Origin of the sequence: Comamonas sp. JUb58 (assembly GCF_004364775.1) — a bacterium.
Lineage (GTDB): Bacteria > Pseudomonadota > Gammaproteobacteria > Burkholderiales > Burkholderiaceae_C > Comamonas.
Genome location: NZ_SOAL01000016.1, coordinates 117,099 through 139,180, shown reverse-complemented (window position 1 = coordinate 139,180; position 22,082 = coordinate 117,099). Strand labels below are relative to the sequence as shown.

The window sequence follows — 22,082 nt, the reverse complement described above, 5'->3', positions numbered from 1 at the left end:
AGCCTTTTTTCCTTTTCGGCTTGTCGTGAATCAGGCTGCCGCCGGCTCCGTGGTCGCCAGAAAATCCTGGCCAATGCGGCCACCCAGTGCATGCACCCGCTCCAGAAAGCGCACCAGGAAGGCATGCAGTCCGGTGGCCAAAAGCTCATCGATGCGGCCGTACTGCAGCTCGGCCAGCAGCAGGCCGGCCTGGCGCTGGGTCTCGGCCGAATGGTCGTTGGCAACGGCCTGCAGAATCTGCACCACCTCGTACATGCTGGCATGCAGCGAGCGTGGCATATCACGCCGCAGAATCAGCATCTCGGCCACGCGCTCGGGCGTGATCACATTGCGGTAGACCTTGCGGTACACCTCAAAGGCCGAGACGCTGCGCAAGATCGCGCTCCAGTGGTAGAAGTCCGACGGCTGGCCGCCCTTGCCCGGCTGGTAGGAGCCGTGGTAATCGTTCTTGACCGCATGGAAGCGCACATCCAGCAGACGCGCGGTGTTGTCGGCCCGCTCGATGAAGGTGCCCAGGCGCAAGAACAGAAAGGCATCGTCCTGCAGCATCGTGCCCGACACAACGCCGCGCGACAGGTGCGAGCGCAGCTTGACCCATTCAAAGAACTTGGCCGGGTCGTTCTCGAACTTCTTGGCCTTGAACAAGCGGTTCACATCGAGCCAGGTCGAGTTCAGGGTCTCCCAGGCTTCGGTGGTCAGCGCGCCGCGCACGGCACGCGCGTTCTCACGCGCGGCCAGCAGGCAGCTGTAGATCGACGAGGTATTGGTTTCGTCGCGCACCATGAAGTGCAGCACCCCATCAAGGGTGATTTCGTCATGGCGCTCATAGTAGGCCGGCAGCAGCTCGCTGATGGACAGCACGCTTTGCCAGGCCTTGGCCGCTGCCGTGGCGGACTGCGGCAGCATGGAGGTCTCGTAGCTCACATTGAGCATGCGGGCAGTGTTTTCCGCCCGCTCGGTGTAGCGGGACATCCAGTAGAGGTGGTCGGCGGTTCGGCTCAACATAGTGACATTCTTTCGCTAGGCAGATGGAGGGCTTTCATTCAGGAACCAGTTGGGTTCACTGCTGCATGCCATCCCACTCGCTGTAATCGTCCTCGGGGCCACGCAGCACCCAGGTGTCCTTGGTGCCACCGCCTTGCGAGGAGTTGACCACCAGTGAGCCATCCTTGAGCGCCACGCGCGTCAGGCCGCCGGGCACCATCTGCACATCCTTGCCGCTCAGCACAAAGGGCCGCAGATCGATGTGGCGCGGCGCGATGCCGCTTTCCACATAGGTGGGGCTGCTCGACAGGCTCAAGGTCGGCTGGGCGATATAGCCGTTGGGCTTGGCCTTGAGCACGGCGCGGAAGGCCTCGATCTCGGCACGGGTGGAGGCCGGGCCAATCAGCATGCCGTAGCCGCCGGCGCCATGCACTTCCTTGACCACCAGCTCATCGAGGTGGTCCAGCACATAGGCCAGGTCATCGGGCTTGCGGCACATCCAGGTCGGTACGTTCTTCAGAATGGCCTCTTCGCCCAGGTAGAAGCGGATCATCGCTGGCACATAGGGGTAGACCGATTTGTCATCGGCCACGCCGGTGCCCACCGCATTGCAGATCGCCACATTGCCCTTGCGGTAGGCGCGCATCAGGCCGGCACAACCCAAGGTTGAGTTAGGGCGAAAAACCTGGGGGTCCAGAAAATCATCATCCACCCGGCGGTAGATCACATCCACGCGCTGCAGGCCCTGCGTGGTGCGCATATAGACCACGTCATCGCGCACCAGCAGATCCTGGCCTTCGACCAGCTCCACGCCCATTTGCTGGGCGAGGAAGGCATGCTCAAAATAGGCGCTGTTGTACATGCCCGGCGTCAGCACCACCACGGTCGGGTTGTTGGCGGCATGGTTGGGCGCGCTGGTGCGCAAGGTGTCCAGCAGCAGATCCGGGTAATGGGCCACCGGAGCGACCGCATGGCTGCTGAACAGGCCGGGGAAGAGGCGCATCATCATGCGGCGGTTTTCCAGCATGTACGACACGCCCGACGGCACGCGCAGATTGTCTTCCAGCACATAGTAGGTGCCGCTGCCATCGGCCTCAGCGGCGCGCACGATGTCGATGCCGGCAATGTGCGCATAGGTGTCCAGCGGCACATGCACGCCCCGCATCTCGGGCCGGTACTGGCTGTTCTCCAGCACCAGGTCGCGCGGGATGATGCCGGCTTTCAGGATTTCCTGGTCGTGGTAGACATCGTGGATAAAGCGGTTGAGGGCGGCCACGCGCTGCACCAGGCCCTTTTGCATCTGCGACCACTCGTGCGAGGGGATGATGCGCGGGATCAGATCAAAGGGAATCAGGCGCTCGGTGCCCGAGCCGTCTTCGTCCTTTTCGCCATAGACCGCGAAGGTGATCCCCACGCGGCGGAATATCAGTTCGGCCTCCTCCCGCAAGGCCTGCATCTTCTCAAAAGGCTGCTGCTGCAACCATTTGGCATAGCTTTGGTAGTGCGCTCTTTCGGCACCTGCTGCATAAGGCAGGCCCTGGTACATCTCATCGAACTTTTGCATCGCAAAATCCTTTTCTGGCACCAGCAGCTTAGCAAGTTTCGCGCCACCCAAAACTAAGTACTAACCTTCATCAAGGATTAGGGGCCGATTTGTTTTGTTTATATCCAATGTCCTACGCGTTTGGCCCAGCTCGGCAGCCTCGTGGCGCCAATAGCGGGGCCGCTTTTTCCGTTCACACACCAGCAGCTCTGGCTGCTCGGATCGCCAGTGTGCTGCACCGCAATGGACCGTGTTGCGCAGCACAATCTGCATCTCTTGGTAACGCTGCTGCACCGCAGCAGCCGGGTGCCTGAAGCGGTTGCGGTAGCCCGTTTGCGCCACCACCCAGCGCGGCCGCACCGCCGCCAACAGCGGCTGTGTGGACGAGGTATTGCTGCCATGGTGGGGCGCCAGCATCAGGTCGGCCCGCAAAGCGGCGGGCGCATCGGCATGGCGCTGTACCAGCGCCCACTCCTGGGCGCGCTCGATATCGCCTGGCAGCAAGGCCGCAGCCGCATGGCCGCCGCGCGCCGCTGCCTCGATGCGCAGCACACAGCTCAAGGGGTTGCCCGAGCTCTGCCTGGGGATGGGGCTGTCGGCAGCACCCAGCTCCTGCTCGCCGGGAAACAGCACGCTGAACTGCACGCCATCCCAGGTCCATGTCTGGCCCGCAGCACAGTCTTGCCAGGGCGCGGCAGCTATGCCCAGGCGCTGGCGCTCATGGGGCAGCAGCGAGCCCATCACCGCCACAGGGCGCAGCTGCTCCACCACCGCCTCGGCGCCGCCGGTGTGGTCCACATGGGCATGGCTCAGTACCAGCAGATCCAGCCGGCCGCTGTCCAGCCCGCGCACGCCCATGGCCCGCATCGCAGGCACCACCACCCGGTCGCCGGCATTGCTGCCTGGGCCATACCGCGGGCCCGCGTCATACAGCAGGCTGTGCCTGGCGGTCTGCACCACAACGGCCTGGCCCTGGCCCACATCCAGCGCCCAGAGCGCAAACTGGCCATGCGCCGGCCGCAGCGGCTCCCAGAACAGGGCTGGCAGCAGACAAGGCAGGCCGAGCAACCGCAACCGCCAAGGCCAGGGCAGCACCAGCCACACGCCGCCCAGCACGGCAGCCAGCGCCGCCCAGCCTGGTGCGGCCGCCAGCCACAGCGCCGCATGAGGCCAGCTCGCCAGCCACTGCAGGACCAACATCAAGGGCTGTAGCGCCCAGGCCGCTGCCGTCCACAAGGGCGGCAGCACCGCCCCCAGCAAGGCCAGCGGCGTGACCACCCAGGTCACCCAGGGGATGGCCAGCAGATTGGCCACAAAGCCCACCACCGACACCTGGCCAAACAGCAGCAGGGACAAGGGCGTGATCGCCAGGGTCACCACCCACTGCTCACGCAGCAGCTGGGCCGTGGCCGCCAAGGTGCCGCGCAGGCCGCGCTGGGCCATGCCTTGCCCAGAGGCTTCAGGGCTGCGGGCACCTGGCCCCCGGTCCGATGCAAACAAGATGCCGACCGCCAGAAAGCTCAGCCAGAACCCCGCCTGCAGCATGGCCATCGGTTGGGCCAGCACCACGCAGACGCAGGCCAGCAACCAGCGCATATACCAAGGCCATTGCCGGCCGCTCGATGCGAGCGCGGCCACAACCACCAGCATCAGCACCGTGCGCTGTGCCGGAATGCCCCAGCCGCTGAACACCGCATAGAGCCCCGCGCACAGCACCCCGCCCCACAGAGCCACATGGGGGGCCGGCAGCCGCAGGCACAGCGCAGGGCTGCGCCGCCAGGCGATGCGGATCATCGCAGCCGACACCCAGGCAAACAAGGTGATGTGCAGGCCCGATATCGCCATCAGATGGGCCACACCGGTGATGCGGAATACGCGCCAGTCCTCGCGGTCAATCGCGCGCTGTTCGCCCGTCACCAGCGCCACCAGCACACCGGCAATGCGCGCACGCTCTGCCGCCTGCGGCTGGCCCGGCGGCGCCAGTTGCTGCACCATGCCATCGCGCACTGCTTGCCGCAAGCGCTCCACCGCATGGCCTTGCCGCGATGCGAGCAACTGCGGCCCCTCGGGCTGGCCGTGGCGCACATAGCCCGTGGCCTGCACGCCCTGCTCCCACATCCACATCTCGTAGTCAAAGCCATGCGGGTTCAGGCTGCCATGGGGTGCCCGCAGGCGCACGGGCAGCCGCCAGCGCTGCCCCGCCTGCAGCAGCGGCAAGGCATCATCAGCCGATGCGGGCTGCTCCATCGCCTCGTGTGCAAAGGCGCGGTGGTCGGCGCGGTACCAGGACAGGTCAACCAGCGGCGGCACTGCCACCAGCGTGCCCTCCAGCCAGGCCTGCTCGGTCTTGAGCCGAAAGCGCTGCCCGCCGCTGACGGGCAAAGGCATGGCCACGATGACGCCCTCCAGCTGCAGATCGACACCTTCCAACACTGGCTGCAACTGGGTGTGAGCCTGGTGGGCGGCGCGCATGCCCGCCAGGCCAAAGGCCAGCGCGGCGGCGGCCAGGCAGCAGAGCGCGCGATCGGGCCACGGCAGCGGCCTGCGCCAACGGCTCAGCAGCAGGCTGGCCATAGCCCCCAGCAGCGCTGATGCCGCGTAGTGCCAGACCGACCCCAGGCTGGCCTGCTGCAGCTGCACAGCGGTGCCAGCCAGGATGCCCCAGAGCCAGGCCGCCGGTCGCCAGTAGCTGCTCCAGCCCTGCCCCACACTGCGCGGGTCGGCCGGCTTGGCGGAAGAAGTCTCCATCATCCCCCCATGCTAGGTAGCGCTGCCAGTCAGCCCGATCCGGACTTGCCCTAAAGTCCGTCGCCGCCCCTCTCAGGCGACATAGATGTGGGCACTCAATCGGGGCATTTGTGCCACACTGAGCGCTTTGCCCCGCCTCCATAGTTGAAAGGATTCCATGAGCGTTTACGACAAACTCCAGGCCCTCGGCATCAGCCTGCCGCCACTGGCGGTGCCCGCTGCCGCCTATCTGCCGTATGTACAGACCGGCAACATGGTGTTTTTGAGTGGCCATATTGCCCGCAAGGATGGCAAGCCCTGGGTGGCGCAGTTTGGCCGCAACATCAACACCCAAGAAGGCAAGCTGGCAGCGCGCGCGGTGGCCATTGATCTGCTCGGCACCCTGCAGCATGCCGCCGGCGGCGATCTGAACAAGGTCAAGCGCGTGGTCAAGCTGATGAGCCTGGTCAACAGCACCGGCGACTTCACCGAGCAGCACCTGGTGACCAATGGCGCCAGCGAGTTGTTCGCCGAAGTGTTTGGCCCTGAAAAAGGCGCCCATGCCCGCAGCGCCTTTGGCGTCGCCCAGATCCCCATGGGTGCCTGCGTCGAGATCGAGCTGATCGCAGAACTGGCCTAAGCCACACCACACGCCATGCGGCGCCTATGCCCTGCGGGTATGGCGCCGCATTGTTTTTGCATGCATGCAGGACCGGCGCTGGCTCTAAGATGCCTCACTTCTACCCAGCAAGGACCAGACCGGCATGTGCATCTACGACCAACTCCAAGCCCTGAACATTGAACTGCCACCGGTGCGCACACCCGCTGCGGCTTATGCGCCGTTTGCACAAACCGGCCAATTGGTTTTTATCAGCGGCCACACCGCCAGCAAGAATGGCCAGCCCTGGACCGGCAAGCTGGGCAAGACCATGGACACCGCCGAAGGCCAGCAGGCAGCGCGCTCGGTCGCCATCGACCTGATGGGCACCCTGCAGGCAGCGGTGGGCGGTGATCTGAACCGGGTCAAGCGCATCGTCAAGCTGATGAGCCTGGTCAACAGCACGGAAGACTTCACCGAGCAACATCTGGTCACCAACGGCGCCAGCGAATTGCTGGCCCAGGTCTTTGGCCCCGACAAGGGTGCCCATGCCCGCAGCGCCTTCGGCGTGGCCCAGGTGCCCCGGGGCGCCTGTGTGGAGATTGAACTCATCGCAGAAGTGGAATAAATCTGTAGATTAGTCGATAGATTTTTCGCTAAATCCCTACAACAGCCGCAGCCATGCGGCTTTCTTGTGGGCGCCGTATCATGGCTGTCGCTTACCGCGCCACCCAGCCCGATTGATATTAGCCATGCAAGAGCCCCGCCCCGCCTCCTCGTCCAACAACAGCACCCGCGGCAACGGCGGCTTTCAGCGCCTGCGCAGCGGCTGGCTGGTCGCCACGGCCTGTTCGCTGGTGGCCTGCGCCTCCACCCCGGACGAGGACAGCCAGCGTCGCTACCAGGCATCGCCCCAGTATTCCTCGGCCGACAAGCGCTTTCAAAACCCGCCCAACCCAGCCGCCAAGCCCCATGCCGGCGGCTTTCAGATCTGGTCGCGCTTTCTGTTTGGCGACAAGAGCGGAACCACACCACAGGACAGCATTCCGGTTCACACCGTCACCCCGGCAAAGCTGCAAGCGCTGCCGGCCGATGCCAACCATGTGATCCGGCTCGGCCACTCCTCGCACCTGCTCAAGCTCCAAGGCCAGTACTGGCTGATCGACCCGGTGTTTGGCGAGCGCGTATCTCCCTTCAGCTTTATCGGCCCCAAGCGCTTCCACCCCACACCGCTGCCCTTGCAAGACCTGCCGCCCATCGCCGGCCTGGTGCTGTCGCACGACCACTATGACCACCTGGACGAGCCGACCATCAAGTTCCTGCTCGGCAAGGTGGAGCGCTACTTTGTGCCGCTGGCCGTGGGCGCACGCCTGCGCGACATGGGTGTGGAGCCCGAGCGCATTGTCGAACTGGACTGGTGGCAGCAAGAGCAACACGCCGGCGTGGAAGTGACCGCCACGCCCAGCCAGCATTTCTCGGGCCGCACCTTGAGCGACCGCAACAGCACGCTCTGGGCATCCTGGGTGCTGCAAACGGGCGGCCAGCGCATCTACTACAGCGGCGATACCGGCTATTTCCCCGGCTTCAAGGCGATTGGCGAGAAGTTCGGCCCCATGGACATCGCGCTGATGGAAAACGGTGCCTACGACGCCTACTGGCCATCGGTTCACATGACGCCGGAAGAAACCATCCAGGCCTTTACTGATGTGCGCGGCCAGGTGCTGTACAGCGTGCACAACAGCACCTTTGCGCTGGCCATGCACGGCTGGCGCGAGCCCATGGACCGGCTCGCCGCACTGACACAGCAGCAGGGCATCCAACTGGCCACGCCCGAGATCGGCGAAGTGCTGACCGTGGGCCAGCCGCGCAGCAACAAGCGGTGGTGGGAAGCGCTGCGTTAAGCGCTTTTTTTCGACATCAGCACCGCTAGCCCAAGGCTTACTCCACCTCGATCTGGGCGCGCTGCGCCACATCGCGCATCAGCGGCAGCTCACGCTCCACGCGCGCCTTCAGCGCACTGCCATTGCCCCAGGCGGGGGTCAGGCCAATGCTCTCCAGCTTTTGCTGGGTGGCGGGCTGTGCCATCACATCGGCCAAGGCGGCTTCGAGCTTGGCGCGCACCGGTTCGGGCAGGCCGGCAGGCGCCAAAAAGGCAAACCAGGTGCTCATGTCAAAACCGGGAAAGCCGCTTTCCGCCACCGTGGGCACCTCGGGCAGCAAGGCCAGGCGCTGGGCGCCCAGCGCGGCAATCGGTTTGATCTTGCCGGCCTTGATCAGCGGCGTGGTTGCCACCACCGTGTCCACCGCCAATTGCACCTGGCCACCCATCAGTGCCGTCAAGCTCGGTGTGCTGCCGTTGAAGGGCACATGCAGCATGCGGATGCCGGTGGCGCTCTTGAGCATCTCGCCGCCAAAATGCACCGACGAGGCCGGGCCAAAGGAGCCGTAGGAAAAGCGATCCGGCGCCGCCTTGGACTGCGCCACCAGGTCCTGCAGCGACGTGGCCTTGACGGCATTGTTGGCCACCAGCACCAGGCCCATGTCTGCGACCAAGCCCAGCATGCTGAAGCTGCGCATCGGGTCATAGGGCAGCGCCTTGCGCACCACCGGGTTCATCGCCAGGGTAGAGCTGGCGCCCAAGAACAAGGTATAGCCATCGGGCGCCGATTTGGCCACCTGCCCGCCCGCCACCGCCGTGCCAGCGCCCGGGCGGTTCTCCACAAACACCGACTGGCCCAGCTTCTCGCTGAGCTGCGAGGCCAGCAGCCGGCCCAGGATGTCCGTGGCCCCGCCAGGCGCAAAAGGCACCACCAGCTTGACCGCACGGTCGGGGTAGCCCTGGGCCCATGTGGGGCGCAGGGCCAGGCCGGCGGCACCTGCGGCCAGGTAGGTCAAAAAGCGGTGACGGGATATCGGCATGGACATGGGATCTACCTTTTTGTGAACAAACGGGTGCAGAACCATCGCAGACCCGCGCTGCCAAGGCGCCGGGTCTGCTGCGGTATGCGCAGGGAAAAATGTGCTGAACGACAGGGACTGGAGAGCGCTGCCCGCCTAGCCAAGCAAGGGGCTGCGGCGGCGGGCATGGCCGCTGGCCTGGTCGTAGGCATGGCCGATTTGCAGCAGGGCCTTGTCCGCCTGCGTGGGCCCGATGATCTGCAGGCCGGCAGGCAGCCCGTTGGGGCCAAAACCGGCGGGGACGGACAGGGCCGGCAAGCCGGCCATCGTGGCGCCCACCACCGTCTGCATCCAGCGGTGGTAGGTGTCCATGCTGCGGCCGCCCACGGCATGGGGCCAGTCCAGCTCGGCCTCGAACGGGAACACCTGCGCGGCAGGCAGCACGACAAAGTCATAGCGCTCGAACAGGCGGCGCAGCACCTCGTACCAGCTGCTGCGTACCTTGGCGGCGGCATAGATGTCCATGCCCGACAGCGTGCGGCCCCGCTCCATTTCCCACAGGGCTTCGGGCTTGAGCAGCGCACGCTTTTGCGGGTCGTCATACAGCGCCGCATTGGCACCCGCCACGCTGAAGCTACGCAGATCGATCCAGGCGCGCCAGAGCTGCTCCAGGTCAAAGTCGGGCAGCACCTCATCCACCGTGCAGCCTATGTCGGCAAAGGCGCCCAGCGCCGCGCGGCAGGTGTCGAGCAGGCCCGGCTCGGTGGGCAGCTGCCCGCCCAGGTCGCCCAGCCAGGCAATTTTGCGGCCTTTGAAGTCGCGCTCCAGGCCCTGGCCCCAGTCCTGCGCACCATCGCTGCGGTGCGTCAAGGGCAGGCGTGCATCAAAACCGGCCTGTACCGACAGCAGCAAGGCCAGATCAGGAATATCGCGTGCCATCGGCCCGGCCACGCTGAACTGCTGGAAGAACAGCTCATCGCCCGGGCCATGCGGCACGCAGCCCACGGAGGTGCGCAGCCCGTAGACATTGTTGAAGGCAGCCGGCGTGCGCAGCGAGCCCATCATGTCCGAGCCATCTGCCACCGGCAGCATGCGCAACGCCACAGCCACCGCCGCACCGCCGCTGCTGCCGCCGGCCGAGCGGCTTTGGTCAAAGGCATTGCGCGTGGTGCCGTAGACCGGGTTGTAGGTATGGCCGCCCAGGCCAAACTCGGGCGAATTGCTGCGCGCCACAAAGAGCGCACCACCGGCGCGCATGCGCTCAAACACCACCGCATCGCTGGTGCTGACCTGGCCTTTGAAAATAGGCGAGCCCTTGGTGGTGACCATGCCAGCGGCGGGCGAGATATCTTTGGGCGCCTGCGGAAAGCCGTGCAGCGGCCCCCGGCTCTTGCCCTGGGCCAGCTCGGCATCAAGCTGCGCGGCCTGGGCCAGCAGCGGCTCGCGCGGCATGGGTGCGACCAGCGCATTGACCTGGGGGTTCAACCGGTCGATCTGGCCCCAGAAGGCCTGCAGCACCTCGGTGCAGGACAGCTCGCGCCGCTGGATGACGGCGGACAGCGCCACGGCGCTCAACTCGACGATGCTGTGGTCGGCAGGAACAGGCTGGGTTGGCATGGGATGTATGTCTCTTTGATGTCAGAAAAATCCAGCATAGGCAATGCGGCCCATTTCGACAATCACAATTTTTTGCGGTTATCGTTGCATTTTTTGCAAAGCAGACCATGACGCCCTCGCAACACCTCCAGGACACCGCCATCCGCTACTTTCTGGAGGTCGTGCGCAGCGGCTCGGTGAGCGAGGCCGCACTGCGCCTCAATGTCTCGGCCTCGGCCGTCAGCCGCCAGATCGCATCGCTGGAAGAGGTGCTGCAGGTGCCGCTGTTCGAGCGCCGCCCGCGCGGCATGGTGGCCAGCGCGGCCGGTGAGCTGCTGGCCACCCATGCCAAGCGCCATGCACTGGAGGCCGAGCGCGTGGTCGCCGATATCGAGGCGCTGCAAGGCCTGCGCCGGGGCCAGGTGCGGGTCTGCGCATCGGCCGGCTTTGCGTTTGAGTTTCTGCCCCTGGCGATGGCCACGTTCCGGGAGCAGCACCCGGGCATGCAGTTCCAGCTGGTGTCGGCCTCACCCGCCCAGGTGACCCAGGCGGTGCGCAATGGCGAGGCCGATGTGGGCCTGACCTACAGCCGCGCGGCGGTGCGCGATATCGATGTGCAGCACCGCCAGAACTCGCCCGTCATCCTGATCATGCCGCCCGGCCACCCGCTGGCCCGCTTTGCCAGCGTGAGCCTGGCGCAAATGCATCCCTACCCGCTGGCCCTGCTGGACGATGGCAATACCGCGCGCCAGCTGTTCGACATTGCCAGCGGCCAGCGTGGCCTGGTGTTTGACCCCGTGCTGGAGAGTGGGCAGTTTGATGCGCTGGTGCGCTTTGTGCTGCATGGCGGCGGCCTCACCCTGGGCGGCGAAGTCACCGTGCGCGAGTATGTGCGCCGGGGCCTGCTGCACACCGTGCCCATCCGCGAGCGCGGCATGCATGCGCGCTCCATCGAACTGCAAACGCTGACCGGCCGCAACCTGCCCCGGGGCGTGCGCGCCTTTGTCGACCACCTGCGGGCGCTGCTGCCGGCACAGCGTTGATCGGCGCTGCAACGACGGGGCATGAAAAAGCCCTGCCGGGCGATGCCGGGCAGGGCTGGGGTGCGATGGGCAATGCGTTTTATTCGACGCGGAACACGGCGCTGGGCTTGAAGCCCAGATCGGCGAGCTTGCCCTTTTTGGCGCGGCCAGCCTTGGCGTTGTTCAGGCTGCGGATCTCCAGGGTTTCCTCACGGGCCTTGCCGCCGCGCCCGATGCCTTCGATGCGGATGCTGCGCGTGTAGACGGCGACGCCGGCGAGGCGGTCCTTGTCCTCCAGGTCAATCAGCTTGAGGCCCTTGCCGCCCTTGGCCATGTGGTTGAGCTCGCCCATCTCGAACGTGAGGATGCGGCCACCCACCGAGGCGCAGGCCACATGGCTGGCATCGGCCAGCGGCAGGCTGCCGCTGCTGCCCGAGATATGCGAAGGCGCGCAGAGCGTGTCGCCCTCGTCCAGGCTGACAAAGGCCTTGCCGCCCTTTTGGCGCGAGACCATGTTCTCCACCAAGGCGGTGAAGCCATAACCGGCGCTGCTGGCCAGCAGCAAGCGGGCCGACAGCGGGCCGGCAAAGTAGTACTGGATCTGGGTGCCGGCTTCGAGCTCCATCAAGGTGGTGACCGGCTGGCCATCGCCCCGGCCGCCCGGCAGGTTGGCCACCGCCACCGAGTAGACCCGGCCGTTGCTGCCAAAGACCAGCAACTGGTCGACCGTGCGGCACTCAAAGGTGCCATACAGGCTGTCACCCGACTTGAAGCTGAAGCTGTCGGCCGCATGGCCATGGCCGGTGCGGGCCCGCACCCAGCCTTTTTCCGACACCACGACGGTGACCGGCTCATCGACCACCTTGACTTCAGCGACGGCCTTTTTCTCTTCCTGGATCAGGGTGCGGCGGGCGTCGGCAAACTGCTTGGCGTCGGCCTCGATCTCCTTGACCATCAGGCGTTTGAGCGAGGCGGGGTTGGCCAGAATGTCTTCGAGCTTGCCCTGCTCTGTGCGCAGCTCGGTCAGTTCCTGCTCGATCTTGATCGCTTCGAGGCGGGCCAGCTGGCGCAGGCGGATCTCCAGAATGTCATCGGCCTGGCGCTCGCTCAGGTCAAAGCGCGCCATCAGCGCCGCCTTGGGCTCGTCGCTGGCGCGAATGATGGCGATCACCTCGTCGATATTGAGCAGAATGGTCTGCCGGCCTTCCAGAATATGGATGCGGTCCAGCACCTTGGCGAGGCGGTGCTCGGAGCGGCGCGTGATCGTCGTCTGGCGGAACTGGATCCACTCTTCCAGCATCAGGCGCAGCGACTTCTGCGTGGGCTTGCCGTCGATGCCGATCATCGTCAGGTTGACCGACGAGGAGCTCTCCAGGCTGGTATGCGCCAGCAGGCAGGTGATCAGCTCGGACTGCGGCGTCTTGCCGGTCTTGGGCTCAAACACCAGGCGCACAGCGGCATCCTTGCTCGACTCGTCACGCACCACATCCAGCAGAGACAGCACCGTGGCCTTGAGCTGGCTTTGCTCCTGGGTCAAGGTCTTCTTGCCGGTCTTGATCTTGGGGTTGGTCAGGTCCTCGATCTCTTCGAGCACCTTTTGCGAGGACACGCCGGGCGGCAGCTCGTTGACGACCAGCTGCCACTGGCCGCGCGCCAGCTCTTCGATGGTCCAGCGCGCACGCACCTTGATCGAGCCGCGACCGGTGCGGTAGGCATCGGCAATGTCCTTGTCGCTGCTGATGATCTGGCCGCCACCGGGGAAGTCCGGGCCGGGAATGATCTGTTGCAGGTCGAAGTCGGTCATCGCCGGCTTCTTGATCAGTGCCACGCAGGCATCGGCCACTTCACGCAGATTGTGGCTGGGGATTTCGGTGGCCAGGCCGACTGCAATGCCGCTGGCGCCATTGAGCAGCGAAAACGGCAGGCGTGCCGGCAGCTGGCTGGGCTCCTCGGTGGAGCCGTCGTAGTTGGGCACAAAGTCCACCGTGCCCATGTCGATCTCGTCGAGCAGCAGGCTGGTGATCTTGGACAGGCGCGCCTCGGTGTAGCGCATCGCTGCAGCGCCATCGCCATCGCGGCTGCCAAAGTTGCCCTGGCCGTCGATCAGCGGGTAGCGCTGGGCAAAGTCCTGGGCCATGCGCACCAGCGCGTCATAGGCGGATTGGTCGCCATGCGGGTGGAAGCGGCCCAGCACATCGCCCACGACGCGCGCGCTTTTAACGGGCTTGGCCGCCGTGGCGCGGTTGGGGCCGCTGTAGCCCAGGCCCATGCGGTCCATCGCAAACAGGATGCGGCGCTGCACCGGCTTCAGGCCATCGCAGACATCGGGCAGCGCACGGCCCTTGACCACCGACAGCGCATATTCCAGATAGGCGCGCTGCGCGTAATTGCCCAGGTCCAGGCTGTCGCCGTCCTCGGGCTCGGGGTTGGATAGCAAATCCAGACCGGTTTGTTCACTCATAGTCGTTCAGCTTTCTTCTTGTGGCACGGCTGCGCGCGGCTGTGTTGGGGTTTTATGGTTTAGCGGCGCTTGCAGCAAGTCATTCCATGGCTCCGCCATGCAGGACGCGAAGCCGAGCGGCAGACATTGCTGTAGCAAGGCAAGGCGAAAGCGACAAAGTCATGGATGGTGCAGGCATGGAATCAAATGTCGATCTCTACTTCGTGGCCGTGCAGCTCCATCAGGTCACGGCGGGCCGCCGCCTCGCCCTTGCCCATCAGCTGGGTCATGACCTCGCGGGTGGCCAGCATATCGGTACGGCTCAGGCGCACGGGCAGCAGGCGGCGGGTGTCCGGGTTCAGGGTGGTTTCCCAAAGCTGCTCGGCATTCATCTCACCCAGGCCCTTGAAGCGGCTGATCTGGCATTTCTCGCGCGGCACGCCATCCTTGGCAGCCTTGTCGAAGATGGCATGCATCTCGGCCTCGTCCAGCGCATAGACCTTGGCCGCAGGCTTTTTGCCACGGGCAGGAATATCGACGCGGAACAGCGGCGGCCGTGCCACGCAGACATGGCCCTTGTCGATCAGCTGCGGGAAGTGCTTGAAGAACAGGGTCAGCAGCAGCACCTGGATGTGCGAGCCGTCCACGTCCGCATCGCTGAGGATGCAGATCTTGCCGTAGCGCAGACCGCTCAGGTCCACCTCGTCATCGGGGCCATGCGGGTCCACGCCGATGGCCACCGAAATATCGTGGATTTCGGTATTGGCAAACAGGCGGTCGCGGTCCACTTCCCAGGTGTTGAGCACCTTGCCGCGCAGCGGCAGGATGGCCTGGGTTTCCTTGTCGCGGCCCATCTTGGCACTGCCGCCGGCCGAATCGCCCTCGACCAGAAACACCTCGTTGTAGGCCAGGTCGCGGCTTTCGCAATCGGTCAGCTTGCCGGGCAACACGGCCACGCCGCTGCCCTTGCGCTTTTCCACCTTCTGGCCGGCGCGTTGGCGCGTCTGCGCTGCCTTGATCGCGATCTCGGCGAGCTTCTTGCCGTACTCGACGTTCTGGTTCAGCCACAGCTCCAACGCAGGCCGCACCATGCCCGAGACCAGACGCACCGCATCGCGCGAGTTCAGGCGCTCCTTGATCTGGCCCTGGAACTGGGGATCAAGCACCTTGGCCGACAGCACATAGCTGGCGCGGGCAAACACGTCCTCGGGCATCAGCTTGACGCCCTTGGGCAGCAGCGAGTGCAGCTCGATAAAGCTCTTGACCGCCTGGAACAGGCCATCGCGCAAGCCGCTTTCATGCGTGCCGCCTGCCGTGGTCGGGATCAGGTTGACATAGCTCTCGCGCACCGGCTGGCCTTCGTCGGTAAAGGCCACGCACCAGGATGCCCCTTCACCCTCGGCAAAATGGTCATCGTTGCGGCCGGCAAAGCCCTCGCCCTCGAACACGGGGATGATCGGGTCCACCGGCAGGGTCTGCAGCAGGTAGTCCTTGAGACCGCCTTTGTACTGCCAGGTCTGCGTCTCGCGGCTCTTGTCCTGCGTCAGCTGCACGCTCACGCCGGGCATCAGCACGGCCTTGCTGCGCAGCAGGTGCACCAGCTCACCCATTGGCAGGAGGCTGGATTCGAAATACTTGGCATCGGGCCAGACGCGCACCGTCGTGCCCTGCTTGCGGTCACCGCTGACCATGGGTCGCACCTTCAGCGGCTCGACCACATCGCCACCGGCAAAGGCCATCGTGGCGACCGAGCCATCGCGGTGCACGGTCACCTCCATGCGGGTGGCCAAGGCATTTGTCACCGAGACCCCCACGCCGTGCAGACCGCCCGAGAAGCTGTAGGCGCCGCCCTGGCCCTTGTCGAACTTGCCGCCCGCGTGCAGGCGGGTGAACACCAGCTCCACCACCGGCGCATGTTCTTCGGGGTGCATGCCAAAGGGAATGCCCCGGCCGTCGTCCTCCACACTGATGGAGGCATCGGTGTGCAGGTAGACGCGGATTTTCTTGCCAAAGCCGGCGAGCGCCTCGTCGGCGGCATTGTCGATCACCTCCTGGATGATGTGCAGCGGATTGTCCGTACGGGTATACATGCCCGGGCGCTGCTTGACCGGCTCAAGCCCCTTGAGGACCCGTATCGAGCCCTCTGCGTATTCACTGGTAGACGTGTTTTTGCTTGCCATAACTTTCCATTCTAGCGGCTGCCATTGTAAATAGCTGTATAGATAAACAGGTGGATTTGTTGACGATTCACGACGCTTGGTCGCAAAAGCCTGCAATGGGCTTGGCCGGCCACTGGGCAATATGCGGGCGACAGCCGGTTTTTGGCGTTGGAGTAACAATTTCTAGAACGTGCTTACGATCTCCTCGCGCCGCGACAGTGTCTTTGCGGGATGGGATGCGAGGCGCAGTGCGCAGCCAATAGCCCGCTATTGGCAAGCGCTGCAACGAAGCAGACCGCCCGCAAAGCCACTGTCCCTACGGGTTGGAGTGAAATCGGGCGATTTCTTCACGCTGGCCCTTGCTTGCACCCCGGTGCAAGCTGCGGACCATCGCTTCGAACTCATCCCGATTGCACTCCAACGCGGCTGCGTAGAGACCGTAATCACGTTCTTAGATAACGAGACATCCTTAGACTATGCAAAACAACGCACAACCATTGTCCATAGCCCGCGTGCTGCTGTGTGGCGGCGCCGTAGTGACCTTATCGATGGGCATCCGCCACGGCTTTGGCCTCTGGCTGCAGCCCATCACGCAGGAGATGGGCTGGACGCGCGAATCCTTTGCGCTCGCGCTGGCGGTGCAAAACCTGAGCTGGGGCCTGATTGGCATCTTTACCGGCATGCTGGCCGACCGTTTTGGCGCCAGCAAGGTGCTGGTCTGCGGCGCGCTGCTCTACGCGCTGGGCCTGGCAGGCATGGCCTGGGCGCCCAATACCTTGATGTTTGCGCTCACCGCCGGGCTATTGATCGGCATGGCGCAGACGGGCACCACCTATGCGGTGATCTATGGCGTCATCGGGCGCCAGCTGCCAGCCGAGAAACGCTCCTGGGCCATGGGGGTAGCCGCTGCGGCAGGCTCCTTTGGCCAGTTTTTCATGGTGCCGGTCGAGGGCCAGCTGATCGCCAGCCTGGGCTGGCAGAACGCGCTGCTTGTGTGCGCCATCCTGGTGCTGACCATCGTGCCGCTGGCCATCGCGCTGCGCGAGCCCAACTTCCATGCGCTCAAGCGCCATGCCGCCAGCGGCCATCAGCAAACCATTGCCCAGGCCGTGGCCGAGGCCTTCCGCCACCCCAGCTTTTTGCTGCTGACGGCCGGCTACTTTGTCTGCGGCTTCCAGGTGATGTTCATCGGCGTGCACATGCCCAGCTACCTGAAGGACTTTGGCCTGCCGCCCCATGTGGCCAGTTATTCGTTGGCGCTGATCGGCCTCTTCAACATCTTTGGCACCTACCTGGCCGGGTCGCTGGGCCAGCGCATGGCCAAGCGCTACCTGCTCTCGGGCATCTACTTCATCCGCGCCATCGCGATCGTGGTGTTTCTGCTGGTGCCCCTGTCGCCCTGGTCGGTCTACGCCTTTGCCGCCGTGATGGGCTTCCTGTGGCTGTCCACCGTGCCGCTCACCAATGGCGCCATCGCACAGATCTTTGGTGTGCAGCATCTGTCCATGCTCAGCGGCTTTGTGTTCTTCAGCCACCAGATCGGCAGCTTCCTGGGCATCTGGCTGGGCGGCTACCTCTATGACCACACCGGCAGCTATGATGTCGTCTGGTATGTGGCCATTGGCCTGGGCGTGTTCGCTGGCTTGGTCAATCTGCCCGTCAAGGAAGAGCCCGTGCGGCGCCAGCCGCTGGCGGCCTGAACACCGAAGCATCATGCAACCGCCTGCCCCACCCTCACCCCCCAACGCTGACGCCGCGCCGCTGCGCAGCTGGCAGCGCGCCGCCATCTGGCTGCTGGTGGCGGTGCTCTTGGCGCTGGTCTTCATGCTCTATACGCAACCAGAATTCATGGTGCGCATGGCCGACCATGTCTGGGCCTGCTTCTAGCCAGGCTATGAGTTCTAGCCCCGCCCCCTCCCCCTGGATCACCCGCTTTGCACCGCTGCTAGCTGCCGGCAGCCAGGTGCTGGATCTCGCCTGCGGCCAGGGACGGCATGCGCGCTACCTGCAGGCCCAGGGTTTGCAGGTCACCGGGGTGGACCGCGACGAGGCCGCGCTGCGTGCGCTGCAATCCGATACGGCAGGCGAATGGCTGCTGGCCGATATCGAGAACGGCGCCTGGCCGCTGGACGGCCGGGCCTTCGATGCGGTGGTCGTCACCAACTACCTCTGGCGCCCGCTGTGGCCTCGTATTCTGGCCAGTGTGGCCCCCGGTGGCCTGCTGCTGTACGAGACCTTTGCCCAGGGCAACGAGGCCTATGGCAAGCCCTCCCGACCCGACTTTTTGCTGCAACCCGGCGAGCTTCTGCAGGTCTGCGCCGGCTGGTCGGTGATCGCCTATGAGGCGGGGCTGCTGCGCCACCCGGAGCGGGTGGTACAGCGCATTGCAGCGCGCCGCCCGCTGGACGGCTCCCAGCCACCGGCCGCGCCGCTGCTCTGAAACCAGGGCCGCTTTGCATAACTTTGCGGCGCTCTAAAACGGCTCCGATCCCGCCCAAACCCAATGGGCATGCGGCTTTCGCTTTGTCACAGCTTCCACAAAGTCGGCCCAAGTTCCTCCACATTTGGCTTTTATAGTTCAGTCATGGGCTCTGCGGAGAGGCGTAAACACACTCCAGTTTCTCTGTTTCACCCGCTTCTTTCTGTCCCACACCAGATCGCGGCCTCCCGCAGAGCCTCTTTTTACACAAGGAATGCCATGAGTTCTCAACCACTTCGCCATCGTCTGCTGTGCAGCACCGCCGTGACTGCAGCCCTCTGGATTGCCACCGCACAGGCCTATGCCGCCACCCCCGCCAAGCCTGCGCCCTCCAAGCAAGCCATTGAGGCCTGCCAGGGCAAGAAGGCGGGCGATGCGGTGCAACTCACCCTGGACAACGGAAAAACCGCCAAGGCCACCTGCCGCCTAGAAGGCAAGCAGCTGGTCGCCAAACGTGGCGCCTCCGTCGGGCCTTGAGCGCCACTGGTAGCGCCCTGATCAAGCAACACTTTTACACACCCACGCACTGTGTAAGAGAATAGCCGGGCAGGCATTGCGTCTGCCCGTTTTTGCCGTTGTCCCCATCCTCTTCCTTTGCCCCACCCGCCCTCTGTGACCAAGCCCCGCCTCCAGCTGTTTCGCTTTACCCGTCTGCAAACGCGGGTGTTGCTGGCCATGGTGCTGCTGCTGCTGGGCCTGCTGCTGGGGTTTTTTGGCTTTTCGTACTGGAGCCTGCAGCGGGGTCTGGGCGGCTATGTCGCGCAGATTGAACTGGGGCGCCTGGAATACCTGGAAAGCCAGCTGCGGCGCGAATATGCCAAGGACCCGCATTGGGCCTCGCTGACCTCCGAGCGCTGGAATGCGCTGACCCGCTTTGGCAGCCAGGCGGCCGTGCCCGTGTCGCCCCCTGCGGAATCCGAGGTACCACGCCGCGCCACCGTTGGCCCGGCGATCACCCCACAGTTACGCCCCATCGAGCGCCACCCGCTGTCGCAGCGCCTGGGCCTGCTCGACAACCAGGGCAAGCTGATCGCCGGTGTATCGCCCACGCCGGGCAGCGCCAAGAACCCGCTGTTCGACAGCCAGCATACGCTGATCGGCACCCTGACCCTGAACCAGCCCGAGGACCTGAAAAACCAGATCGACAATGCCTTTTTGAAGGAGCATCTGGTGTTCCTGGGCATCTCCGGCCTACTGGGTTTGCTGCTGGCCGGCGCACTGTCCTGGTGGCTGAGCCGGCGCTGGATTCGCCCGATTGAGGCTTTGAGCGAAGGCGCCAAAGCCTTTGCCAGCGGCCAGCTCGACTACCGCATTGCAGTGGCCGGCCATGATGAGCTGGTGGAGCTGGCCGACCGCTACAACCACATGGCCGAGCAGCTTTCGGCCGCCCAGGCCCAGCAGCATGAATGGCTGACCCAGGTGGCCCATGAGTTGCGCACGCCGCTGGCCGCAGTGCGGGCCGAGATAGAAGCCGTGCAAGATGGCATCCGCAGCTTTGATGCGCAGACTGCTGCGCGCCTGCACCGCCAGATTCTGCGCCTGACCCAGCTGGTCAGCGATATGCGCGCCACCATCCCCACCGCGCTGGTCGTGCACGCACCGGAGGCCGCGCCCGCACTGCAGCTGACCGCCCACCTGCCCGCCACGGCACGTCCGCTGGACATGCGGGCCCTGACCATTGAGGCGGTGGAAGCCGTGCAGGTCCGCTTTGGCCAGGCGGGCATTGGCCTGCCCACGGCACAAGAGCTGCTGGGCGCGCTGCCGCCGGCCTGGGTGCAGGGCAATGCCCAGCAACTGCACCAGGTGCTGAGCAATATTCTGGAAAACAGCCTGCGCTACACCGATGCGCCCGGCCGGGTCAGCATCAGCGCCAGCCTGCATGGGCCGGTGCCTGCGTCCGGCCAGCGCTGGCTGGAGCTGCACCTCGACGACAGCAGCCCCTCGGTTCCGCCGGCGGAACTGCCCCGCATTTTTGAACGTTTTTACCGCGTAGAGACCTCGCGCAGCCGCGCCAGCGGCGGCTCGGGCCTGGGACTGGCGATCTGCAAAAGCATTGTGCAAGCCCATGGAGGACAATTGCAGGCTTCCATCTCGTCACTGGGCGGACTGCGCCTTACCTTGATCCTGCCCTTGATAGACCCTGTTGCATGAACACCGTCAAACCCCGCATTCTGTATGCCGAAGACGAGGCCGATATCGCCTCGGTCGTCATCGATTACCTGCACCACGCAGGCTATGAAGTCGAGCATTTTGCCGATGGCAGCCAGGCCATGGCCGCACTGCGCGCCCGCGCGCCGCAGCTGGCCATTCTTGATCTGATGCTGCCCGGCACCGATGGTCTGAGCATTCTGCGCGAATGCCGCGCCCGCCAGATCTGCCCCGTCATCTGCCTGACCGCAAAGGTCGAGGAAGTCGATCGCCTGGTGGGTCTGGAGATGGGCGCCGATGACTACATCTGCAAGCCCTTCTCCCCGCGCGAGCTGATTGCCCGCGTCAAGGTGATCCTGCGCCGCCATGCACCACCCGCCCCGGGCGCGGCAGCCAGCCAGGCTGCCAGCGACTGGCAGTTGGACGAGACCACGAGCCAGGCCAGCTGGCGCGGCCAGGACCTGGGCCTGACACGGCGCGAGTTTGCCCTGCTGCACATCCTGCAGCGCCACCCCGGCAAGATCTACCCCCGCAGCCAGTTGCTGGACCTGGCCTATGCCGATGCGCTGGAGGTGAGCGACCGCGCCGTCGACAGCCATATCAAGAACCTGCGCAAGAAGCTGCGCACGGTGATGGGCGACGATGCGGACTGCATCCGCTCGATCTATGGCGTCGGCTTTGCCTTTGAAGACTGAGCAAGCCGCCGGACACCGCGCTGCAGCGGTCTGAGCGGCCTGAGCACCTGCCGAGGCGCTCTCATCAATCCCGCGTGCTGGGGCTCCAGAACGCCTGGCGTACCCCGGGCTTGGCCGCCAGCAGATGAACCATCGCATCCAGCTCTTCGCCTTCCACCGACTGGGCTGCCAAGGTCGCTTCGATGACCACCTCGGCCTCGCCAAAGGGCTTGATGTCGATGTCGCCAGGCGGGTAGCCGCCGCGCTCCAGCACATCCTGCAGCATGGCCAGCGCCAACCGCTGGTGCAGGCGCTCGGCCACCACAAACACTGCATTGGTCATTTCGGTAGAAGCCACATCCAGCGGCTTGCGGTTGATGGCATTGACAAGCGGCCGCAGCAAGGTATTGGCCGCCAACACCAGCACGGTGCCCAGGGCGGCCTGCACGATCAGGTCAGCGCCCGCTGCCGCACCCACCGCTGCCGAGCCCCACAAGGTGGCGGCGGTGTTCAGGCCACGCACATTGCCCTCTTCGCGCATGATGACGCCGGCACCCAGGAAGCCGATCCCCGAGACCACATAGGCCATCACACGCACGGCCCCATCAGGGCCGGCAATGGTATTGGCACTGTCGACAAAGATGGCCGCGCCCACGGCGACCAGTACATTGGTGCGCAGACCAGCGGTGCGCTGGCGGTATTGGCGCTCCAGGCCGATGACGGCGCCCAGCACAAAGGCGGTCACCAGGCTGATGGCCGTGTTCACCAGCGAATTCAGTTGTGTGTAGTTCAGCGCTTCGAGCATGGCGCCCTC

Annotated in this window: 18 protein-coding genes; 10 read left to right on the top strand and 8 right to left on the bottom strand. The window is 65.0% G+C overall.

The features are described from left to right. Positions 1-30: 30 nt before the first annotated feature. The 3 genes from EDF71_RS17720 to EDF71_RS17710 are packed head-to-tail and all read right to left on the bottom strand — an operon-like array spanning position 31 to position 5,275. Positions 31-1,005, bottom strand: a complete 975-nt coding sequence (locus tag EDF71_RS17720) for an alpha-E domain-containing protein (RefSeq protein ID WP_133857878.1) — start codon at positions 1,003-1,005, stop codon at positions 31-33. 55 nt (positions 1,006-1,060) lie between these two features. Continuing rightward, positions 1,061-2,548 (bottom strand): circularly permuted type 2 ATP-grasp protein, encoded by a 1,488-nt coding sequence (locus EDF71_RS17715; RefSeq protein ID WP_133857877.1) that lies wholly within the window; start codon positions 2,546-2,548, stop codon positions 1,061-1,063. Positions 2,549-2,608: 60 nt separating this feature from the next. Continuing rightward, positions 2,609-5,275: a DNA internalization-related competence protein ComEC/Rec2 gene (locus tag EDF71_RS17710; protein WP_133857876.1), complete on the bottom strand. Its 2,667-nt coding sequence runs from the start codon at positions 5,273-5,275 to the stop codon at positions 2,609-2,611. A gap of 157 nt (positions 5,276-5,432) precedes the next feature. On the opposite strand from EDF71_RS17710, the gene EDF71_RS17705 reads away from it, so the two are divergent. The 3 genes from EDF71_RS17705 (at position 5,433) to EDF71_RS17695 (ending at position 7,753) form a co-directional block, all read left to right on the top strand. Further along, entirely contained in the window at positions 5,433-5,894 is a 462-nt protein-coding gene (locus EDF71_RS17705) for a RidA family protein (RefSeq protein WP_133857875.1), read from the top strand. A 124-nt stretch (positions 5,895-6,018) separates the two neighbouring features. After that, complete coding sequence (locus EDF71_RS17700; protein ID WP_133857874.1) at positions 6,019-6,480, top strand: RidA family protein; 462 nt, start codon at positions 6,019-6,021, stop codon at positions 6,478-6,480. A 124-nt stretch (positions 6,481-6,604) separates the two neighbouring features. Next, positions 6,605-7,753, top strand: a complete 1,149-nt coding sequence (locus EDF71_RS17695) for an MBL fold metallo-hydrolase (RefSeq protein WP_133857873.1) — start codon at positions 6,605-6,607, stop codon at positions 7,751-7,753. 37 nt (positions 7,754-7,790) lie between these two features. Here EDF71_RS17695 and EDF71_RS17690 read toward each other — a convergent pair whose 3' ends face one another. Beyond that, the gene (locus tag EDF71_RS17690) at positions 7,791-8,771 is read right to left on the bottom strand and encodes a tripartite tricarboxylate transporter substrate binding protein (protein ID WP_133857895.1); all 981 of its coding nucleotides are present in this window, start codon (positions 8,769-8,771) and stop codon (positions 7,791-7,793) included. Positions 8,772-8,906: 135 nt separating this feature from the next. Further along, entirely contained in the window at positions 8,907-10,367 is a 1,461-nt protein-coding gene (locus EDF71_RS17685) for an amidase (protein ID WP_133857872.1), read from the bottom strand. Positions 10,368-10,474: 107 nt separating this feature from the next. On the opposite strand from EDF71_RS17685, the gene EDF71_RS17680 reads away from it, so the two are divergent. Further along, positions 10,475-11,389 (top strand): LysR family transcriptional regulator, encoded by a 915-nt coding sequence (locus tag EDF71_RS17680; protein ID WP_133857871.1) that lies wholly within the window; start codon positions 10,475-10,477, stop codon positions 11,387-11,389. A 79-nt stretch (positions 11,390-11,468) separates the two neighbouring features. On the opposite strand, the gene parC is transcribed toward EDF71_RS17680, so the two are convergent. Continuing rightward, on the bottom strand, positions 11,469-13,829 hold the full coding sequence (gene parC / locus EDF71_RS17675; protein WP_133857870.1) for a DNA topoisomerase IV subunit A: 2,361 nt from the start codon (positions 13,827-13,829) through the stop codon (positions 11,469-11,471). 182 nt (positions 13,830-14,011) lie between these two features. Continuing rightward, the gene (locus EDF71_RS17670; protein ID WP_133857869.1) at positions 14,012-15,988 is read right to left on the bottom strand and encodes a DNA topoisomerase IV subunit B; all 1,977 of its coding nucleotides are present in this window, start codon (positions 15,986-15,988) and stop codon (positions 14,012-14,014) included. A 455-nt stretch (positions 15,989-16,443) separates the two neighbouring features. Here EDF71_RS17670 and EDF71_RS17665 point away from each other — a divergent pair, with 455 nt between their 5' ends. The 6 genes from EDF71_RS17665 (at position 16,444) to EDF71_RS17645 (ending at position 21,289) form a co-directional block, all read left to right on the top strand. After that, positions 16,444-17,667, top strand: coding sequence for an MFS transporter (locus tag EDF71_RS17665; RefSeq protein ID WP_133857868.1), 1,224 nt, complete (start codon positions 16,444-16,446; stop codon positions 17,665-17,667). A gap of 13 nt (positions 17,668-17,680) precedes the next feature. Continuing rightward, the gene (locus tag EDF71_RS25090; protein WP_166656574.1) at positions 17,681-17,854 is read left to right on the top strand and encodes a hypothetical protein; all 174 of its coding nucleotides are present in this window, start codon (positions 17,681-17,683) and stop codon (positions 17,852-17,854) included. 7 nt (positions 17,855-17,861) lie between these two features. Continuing rightward, complete coding sequence (locus tag EDF71_RS17660; RefSeq protein WP_133857867.1) at positions 17,862-18,407, top strand: class I SAM-dependent methyltransferase; 546 nt, start codon at positions 17,862-17,864, stop codon at positions 18,405-18,407. Positions 18,408-18,665: 258 nt separating this feature from the next. Then, complete coding sequence (locus tag EDF71_RS17655) at positions 18,666-18,923, top strand: hypothetical protein (protein ID WP_133857866.1); 258 nt, start codon at positions 18,666-18,668, stop codon at positions 18,921-18,923. 135 nt (positions 18,924-19,058) lie between these two features. Continuing rightward, a complete protein-coding gene (locus tag EDF71_RS17650; RefSeq protein ID WP_243854345.1) occupies positions 19,059-20,597 on the top strand; it encodes an ATP-binding protein in 1,539 nt (512 codons plus the stop codon). Next, positions 20,594-21,289: a response regulator gene (locus tag EDF71_RS17645; RefSeq protein ID WP_133857865.1), complete on the top strand. Its 696-nt coding sequence runs from the start codon at positions 20,594-20,596 to the stop codon at positions 21,287-21,289. Before EDF71_RS17650 ends, EDF71_RS17645 begins: the two co-directional genes overlap by 4 nt. Before the next feature lie 64 nt (positions 21,290-21,353). Here the strand turns inward: EDF71_RS17645 and EDF71_RS17640 are convergent, their stop codons facing one another. Then, positions 21,354-22,073, bottom strand: a complete 720-nt coding sequence (locus EDF71_RS17640) for an MgtC/SapB family protein (protein WP_133857864.1) — start codon at positions 22,071-22,073, stop codon at positions 21,354-21,356. Between the last annotated feature and the right edge of the window lie 9 nt (positions 22,074-22,082).

Excerpts from the sequence above, each read along its gene's own strand:
- EDF71_RS17705 (WP_133857875.1), top strand. The coding sequence starts at position 5,433 with ATGAGCGTTTACGACAAACTCCAGGCCCTCGGCATCAGCCTGCCGCCA.
- EDF71_RS17695 (WP_133857873.1), top strand. The coding sequence starts at position 6,605 with ATGCAAGAGCCCCGCCCCGCCTCCTCGTCCAACAACAGCACCCGCGGC.
- EDF71_RS17680 (WP_133857871.1), top strand. The coding sequence starts at position 10,475 with ATGACGCCCTCGCAACACCTCCAGGACACCGCCATCCGCTACTTTCTG.
- EDF71_RS17670 (WP_133857869.1), bottom strand. The coding sequence starts at position 15,988 with ATGGCAAGCAAAAACACGTCTACCAGTGAATACGCAGAGGGCTCGATA.
- EDF71_RS25090 (WP_166656574.1), top strand. The coding sequence starts at position 17,681 with ATGCAACCGCCTGCCCCACCCTCACCCCCCAACGCTGACGCCGCGCCG.
- EDF71_RS17700 (WP_133857874.1), top strand. The coding sequence starts at position 6,019 with ATGTGCATCTACGACCAACTCCAAGCCCTGAACATTGAACTGCCACCG.
- EDF71_RS17690 (WP_133857895.1), bottom strand. The coding sequence starts at position 8,771 with ATGCCGATATCCCGTCACCGCTTTTTGACCTACCTGGCCGCAGGTGCC.
- EDF71_RS17715 (WP_133857877.1), bottom strand. The coding sequence starts at position 2,548 with ATGCAAAAGTTCGATGAGATGTACCAGGGCCTGCCTTATGCAGCAGGT.
- parC (WP_133857870.1), bottom strand. The coding sequence starts at position 13,829 with ATGAGTGAACAAACCGGTCTGGATTTGCTATCCAACCCCGAGCCCGAG.
- EDF71_RS17645 (WP_133857865.1), top strand. The coding sequence starts at position 20,594 with ATGAACACCGTCAAACCCCGCATTCTGTATGCCGAAGACGAGGCCGAT.
- EDF71_RS17655 (WP_133857866.1), top strand. The coding sequence starts at position 18,666 with ATGAGTTCTCAACCACTTCGCCATCGTCTGCTGTGCAGCACCGCCGTG.
- EDF71_RS17710 (WP_133857876.1), bottom strand. The coding sequence starts at position 5,275 with ATGGAGACTTCTTCCGCCAAGCCGGCCGACCCGCGCAGTGTGGGGCAG.
- EDF71_RS17640 (WP_133857864.1), bottom strand. The coding sequence starts at position 22,073 with ATGCTCGAAGCGCTGAACTACACACAACTGAATTCGCTGGTGAACACG.
- EDF71_RS17665 (WP_133857868.1), top strand. The coding sequence starts at position 16,444 with ATGCAAAACAACGCACAACCATTGTCCATAGCCCGCGTGCTGCTGTGT.
- EDF71_RS17660 (WP_133857867.1), top strand. The coding sequence starts at position 17,862 with ATGAGTTCTAGCCCCGCCCCCTCCCCCTGGATCACCCGCTTTGCACCG.
- EDF71_RS17720 (WP_133857878.1), bottom strand. The coding sequence starts at position 1,005 with ATGTTGAGCCGAACCGCCGACCACCTCTACTGGATGTCCCGCTACACC.
- EDF71_RS17685 (WP_133857872.1), bottom strand. The coding sequence starts at position 10,367 with ATGCCAACCCAGCCTGTTCCTGCCGACCACAGCATCGTCGAGTTGAGC.